The organism is Nonomuraea aridisoli (assembly GCF_003236395.1).
Classification (GTDB): domain Bacteria; phylum Actinomycetota; class Actinomycetes; order Streptosporangiales; family Streptosporangiaceae; genus Nonomuraea; species Nonomuraea aridisoli.
The window spans coordinates 1-5587 of record NZ_POUD01000415.1 but is presented as its reverse complement, the minus strand read 5'-3'; the positions used below and the strand labels follow the sequence as shown (position 1 = coordinate 5587).

3 protein-coding genes are annotated in these 5587 nt (G+C 71.0%); 2 read left to right on the top strand and 1 reads right to left on the bottom strand.

The window, feature by feature from the left end; all coding sequences use genetic code 11:
• A partial coding sequence (locus tag C1J01_RS45700) for a metallophosphoesterase (RefSeq protein WP_111185256.1) occupies nt 1–3805 on the top strand: 3805 nt, incomplete at its 5' end.
• Between the two features lie 61 nt (nt 3806–3866).
• Entirely contained in the window at nt 3867–4979 is a 1113-nt protein-coding gene (locus C1J01_RS45695; protein ID WP_111185255.1) for a HupE/UreJ family protein, read from the top strand.
• On the opposite strand, the gene C1J01_RS54310 is transcribed toward C1J01_RS45695, so the two are convergent.
• Entirely contained in the window at nt 4951–5559 is a 609-nt protein-coding gene (locus tag C1J01_RS54310; RefSeq protein WP_111185254.1) for a hypothetical protein, read from the bottom strand. The two genes, C1J01_RS45695 and C1J01_RS54310, sit on opposite strands and share 29 nt — an antisense overlap.
• Between the last annotated feature and the right edge of the window lie 28 nt (nt 5560–5587).

Here is a 5587-nt window from a genome sequence, read left to right as displayed (position 1 = left end):
GACCGGCACGGCGACCCCTCCCGCGCTCACCCCCGCCGACGGCTCGTTCCTCGAGGGGACCGCGAAGGTCGCGGCGGTCCCGTCCACGGCCGGTGACAGCGTCACCCGGCTCGCGGTGGACGACAAGAGTCTCGACGCCACCCGTACGGTGGGCGTCTCCAAGCTGAGCTTCGACGTCGGCTCCAACTCGGTCGAGGCCCGCTACCACAGCTACGTGCTGGTGAACGGCGCCTACCGCAGCGACATCGGCGACTTCGTCAACGAGCGCGCCACGATGGAGATCCCCAACGAGCACCTGCTCAAGGGGGAGAACACCGTCGAGATCGTGGTCGGCGCGATCGACAGCTCGTGCGGCTCCAACTACGACGACTACGTGCTGTCCGACGTGGGCCTCGAACTGCTCGGCGAGGTCGCCGACGGTGAGGACAACCCGTACACGCTCTCCTTCGGCGACGGCAGCTGCGGCACGAACACCACGCTGCTGAAGCGCGCCACCCTGACGTTCTTCGTCCAGTCCGACCCGCAGGGCACCACCGGCCTCAGCGCGGACCTGGACACCACCACCCTGGCCAACGGCGAGCACGACATCACCGCGACCACCGCGGCCGGCGTGACCGTCGAGCACACCGTGACCGTGAACAACGCCCCCGCCGGCGCGCCGCGCGTGGAGCCCACGGACGGCACGCTCGTGGCCGGCGTCAAGCCGGTCTTCGCCTCGCTCCCGGCGACCGGGACGGCCGGCGTCGAGTCCCTCACCGTCGACGAGAAGGAGCCGCCGTCGAAGGCCACTCTCGGCAACGGCGCGGCGAAGTTGAGTTTCGACGTGGGCGCCGACTCGATCGACGACCGCTACGACGACTTCCTGCTGGTCAACGGCAAGCGCATCGACCTCGGCGGCTCGTACGCGAACCAGCGGGTGACCGTCGCGATCCCGGCCCGCTACCTGGCGCCCGGCGACAACACGATCAAGGTCGTCACCGGCGACTACCGCGAGTCCTGCGGCAACGGCCGCGACGACTTCACGATGGGCAATGTCGAGCTCACCCTCGACGGCGCCAAGGTGACCGGCCAGGACGTCAAGCCCTCGTACGAGATGGGCGACGGCACCTGTGGCAGCAGCCGGACCGCGCTGCGCGAGGCGGAGCTGCGCTACACCGTCGACGCCCCGGCCGTGCACGTCATCGAGACGCTCGGCTCCGGCGACGCGACCCTCGGCTTCAACGTCGCCACCAACTCGATCGAGGCGCGTTACCAGAACCACGTGCTGGTCAACGGCCAGAAGGTGGTGCTCGACGGCGACTTCGTCAGCACCCGCGTGAACCTGCCGATCCCGAACGAGTACCTGGTGACCGGCTGGAACACGATCGACTTCGTGGCCGGCACCTTCCCGACGTCGTGCGGGAACAACCGGGACGACTTCGCGATCTCGAACATCACGCTGACTCCGGCGGCGGGCACCGCGGCCCCCCAGATGCTCAAGTCGTCCTACAGCATCGGCGACGGCAACTGCGGCGACAACGTGAACCCGCTGACCGAGATCGACGTGCAGTTCCTGGTGGACGCCCCGGCCCGCGGCCTGCGCGCCGACGTCGACACCGCCGAGCTGAAGGACGGCCGGCACACCATCGCCGCGACGTCGGCCTCGGGCGAGGTCGCCACCCGCGTGCTGATCACCGACAACTCCGCGCCGCGGGTGGCGAAGAGCGTCCCGGCCGACGGGGAGAAGATCACCGCCTCGGTCGTGCTGGACGTCAAGCTGGAGGACGCCTCCGGCGTCGTGTCCGGCCCCGACGTCAAGCTCGACGGGCAGCCGATCGAGCTCGGCACCCAGGTCGGCCCCGGTCTCAAGGCCGGCAGGCACACCCTGGAGGTCAGCGGTGCCGACGGGCTCGGCAACACCGCCGTCCGCGAGGTCGTGTTCGAGTCGGCGGGCATCCCGGACGCGCCCGCCGAGGTGAGCCCGGCCTCGGGCAGCACCGACGTCTCCGGTTCCGTCACGCTCTCGGCGAAGGTGGCCGAGCCGGACGGCGGCGAGGTGACGGCGACGTTCTCGGCGGCCGAGATCCTCACCCCGAACCAGGCCTACCAGGGCACGTCGGCGTCCGTGCCGGCGACACTGAAGGTCGAGGGCGAGCGGAAGGTCAAGGCCGAGGGGCTGGAGCCCGCCGATGGTCGCACCCTCGCCGCGCCCTCCGGCCAGGACGTCGTCTACCAGCGGTTCGACGTGCAGGTGAAGGGGCACGTGGACGCCCCGGTGCTGCGCTGGGAGGGCGTCGCCGACCCCGAGCGGCTGGTGTCGCTGCGGGTGTGGAACACCGAGTCCGAGGCGTGGGACCTGCTGACCAGCGCCCGCGGCGCCGCCGACGGCGAGACCGTGCTGACGTCGGTCGTGGACGCCCGCTACATCGACAGGCAACGGGTGCACGTCATGGTGACGGGTGAGGACCCGTTCGCCGACGACATCGACGCCGGCGGCAGCACGGGCTTCGACGACCCCGCCTCCTACGACTTCTCGATCGCTCACTTCACCGACACGCAGTACCTCTCCGAGGGCGCGGTCGAGCAGGAGACGGCCGAGGAGCGCGCGGTGTGGGAGTCGGCCTACGCCGGCATCGTCAACTGGATCAAGGACAACAAGGACCAGCGGAAGATCTCCTACGTCGCCCACACCGGCGACATCATCGAGAACAACATCCGCAAGCCCGCCGACGAGGCCATGCAGCGGCAGGTCGTGGGCGAGATGGAGGTGTCGTCGAAGCAGCAGAAGGTGCTGGACGACGCCGGCATCCCGAACGGAGTGATCGCCGGCAACCACGACAACCAGTCGGGCACCGAGAACGGTCCCGAGGCCATCTACAACCGGTACTACGGCCCCGAGCGCTACCGGACCGGCTCGCAGGGCTGGCAGCACGCCGAGTACGGCGGCCCGTGGCGGGAGGGCGACAACCAGAACCACTACGACCTGTTCTCGGCCGGCGGCCTGGACTTCGTCGTGGTCGGGGTGTCGTACGGCGTGACGCGGGAGGAGGCCGAGTGGGCCGACTCCGTCTTCAAGAAGTTCCCGAACCGCAACGGCATCCTGCTCTCGCACGACTACCTCGTGCCGAGCACGAACCCCGACGGGCGCGGCGCCGGATTCTCCGCCCCCGACGGCTCGATGCTCTACAAGACCGTGGTCGAGAAGAACCCGAACGTCTTCCTCATCCTCGCCGGGCACGAGCACGGCGTCGGGACGAACGTGAAGCCGAAGGTCGGCCAGGTCGGCAAGGGCGTCGTGGAGCTGCTCGCGGACTACCAGTTCTACACGGTCTCGGCCGACCGTCTCGGCCTCACCGAGATCGGCGGGTACAACCCGGACGACCAGCTGCAGTTCGGCGCGAGCTTCCTGCGCCTGCTGCAGTTCGACGTCGATCGGTCCGAGATGAGCGTGGACACCTACTCGCCGCTGCTCGACGAGTTCGGCGCCACGGAGTACGACCCGCTGCACCGCTACGACGGGCGCGAGGACACCATGGTGCTGCCGGTCGACCTCACCACCCGGACGACCACGTTCCAGACCGACTCGCTGGCGCTCTACAACGCCACGAAGACCATCGGCAGGAGCACGGTCGCCTCGGGCCAGGTCGCCTCCGTCACCTGGGACCGGCTCAAGCCCGACACGGCCTACGCCTGGTTCGTCACGGCGCGTTCCGCCGGCGGCGGCGTGACCGCGTCCGCGCCGAGCGTGTTCGTCACGAAGGACGCGCAGGGGCGCCCCGGTAAGTGGGACTCCGGCTCGCCCATGTACCGCTGGTTCACCCGCTAGCCGATCACACCGCCGTCCCGGATCAGCGGTCCGGGGCGGCGGCCCTTCCCCTGGAGCGACCATGTCCCGCAGTCTGCTCGCCGCCGTGCTCGCCGTTCTGTTCTGCGGCGCGACGGCGGTCCCGGCGGCGGCGCACGACGCCACGACGAAGGCCCACGTCCAGGTCACCGGGACGGGCCCGGACGTCACGGCCGTGCTCGAACTCGAATACGACCTGCTCATGAAGTCGGCCTGGCTCTACGCCGAGGCGTACGAGGCCGGGGAGCGCGCGGAGCAGCTCCGCCAGCTCGCGATCAACCGGGACGCGGTGACCGAGTACGTCACCGAGCGCTTCGCCGTCACGTACGACGACCGGGCGTGCGCGCCCGCCATGACCGGGGAGGCGGACGTGCGCATGCGCGACCAGGCCGCCTTCGCGGTGCTCACCTACGCCTTCGACTGCCCCGGCGAGGCCAGGGGCGAGCACGCGATCTCCAGCGCGCTCTTCCCCGACGCGGAGACGTTCGTGCACAGCACGGAGACGCTCGTCCGCTACGACCTCGACGGCCGTACGGGCTCGGCGGTGCTGGTCGCCGAGAGCCCGACGCTGCGGGTCGGCGAGCGCGCGGCGTCGAGCCAGATCGGCGAGTTCCTGCTGCTCGGCGCCGAGCATCTGCTGACCGGCCTCGACCACGTCCTCTTCCTGCTGGCCCTGCTCATCGGCGCGCGGCGGCCGCGCGACGTCGTCGTCACGGCCTCCGCGTTCACCGCGGCCCACAGCATCACGTTCCTGCTCGCGGCGATGGGGATCGTGGACGTCCCCGGCGCCGTGGTCGAGCCGGTCATCGCGGCCTCCATCGCCGTGGTGGCGGTCGCCAACCTGCTCGGCCGCCAGGAGGACAGGCTGGGCAGGTGGCGGCTGCCGATCGTGTTCGCGTTCGGGCTCGTGCACGGGCTCGGGTTCGCGGGGGCGCTCGACATCGACCGGAGCGGCTCGTGGGAGCTGCTGCTGTCGCTGCTGAGCTTCAACGTCGGCATCGAGCTGACCCAGCTCGCGCTCGTCGCCGTGCTGTTCCCGCCGCTGGTGCTGCTGCGCCGGACGTCCTCGGCCCGGTGGGCGCTCGCCGCGCTGTCCGTGCCGATCGTGGCGGTCAGCGTGTACTGGTTCATCGACCGGATCCCGCTGCCGCTGTGACGCGCGGCCGCCGCGAAAGGCGCGCGACGGCGAGGACCAGCGCCGCCGCGGCGGCCACCAGCCCCGCGAGGGTGCCCGCGACCGTCAGGGTCAGGGCGTCGGGCCGCAGCAGCGGCTGGCCGCGCTGCGCCTGCCAGAGCACCACCCAGGTGAGCCCCGCGTAGCCGAGCGCGGCGACGACCATCAGCGCCGTACGGGTCGCCGCGCCAGAAAGGACGGTGAAACGGCGCGACAGCAGCCCCAGGCCGATCGCGACCAGCGGCAGCACCTGGAGAGCGTGCAGGCCGACGAAGTGCGCCACCCGCAGGTCGCCCGCGCCCGTCTCCCAGCCGGTCACCGGCATGGCGGCGCCGCCGTCGGGAGCGCCCACGCTGTGCGCGCCGATCACGTCCAGGATCATCCCGCCCGACAGGGCCGTGGCCTGCTCCGGCGTCGGCGCGGTCATCAGGTAGCCGACCGACATCCCGGCCAGCGAGACGGCCAGCCCGAGCGGGATCGCCCAGGCCATCGGCCGATCGACCCGCCGCTGCGCCACCAGCAGCGCCCCCAGCGCGAACGTCAGCCCCTGTCTCTGATACACATCTGACGCTGCCGACGATCTTACGCGT

Excerpts from the sequence above, each read along its gene's own strand:
- C1J01_RS45695 (WP_111185255.1), top strand. The coding sequence starts at position 3,867 with ATGTCCCGCAGTCTGCTCGCCGCCGTGCTCGCCGTTCTGTTCTGCGGC.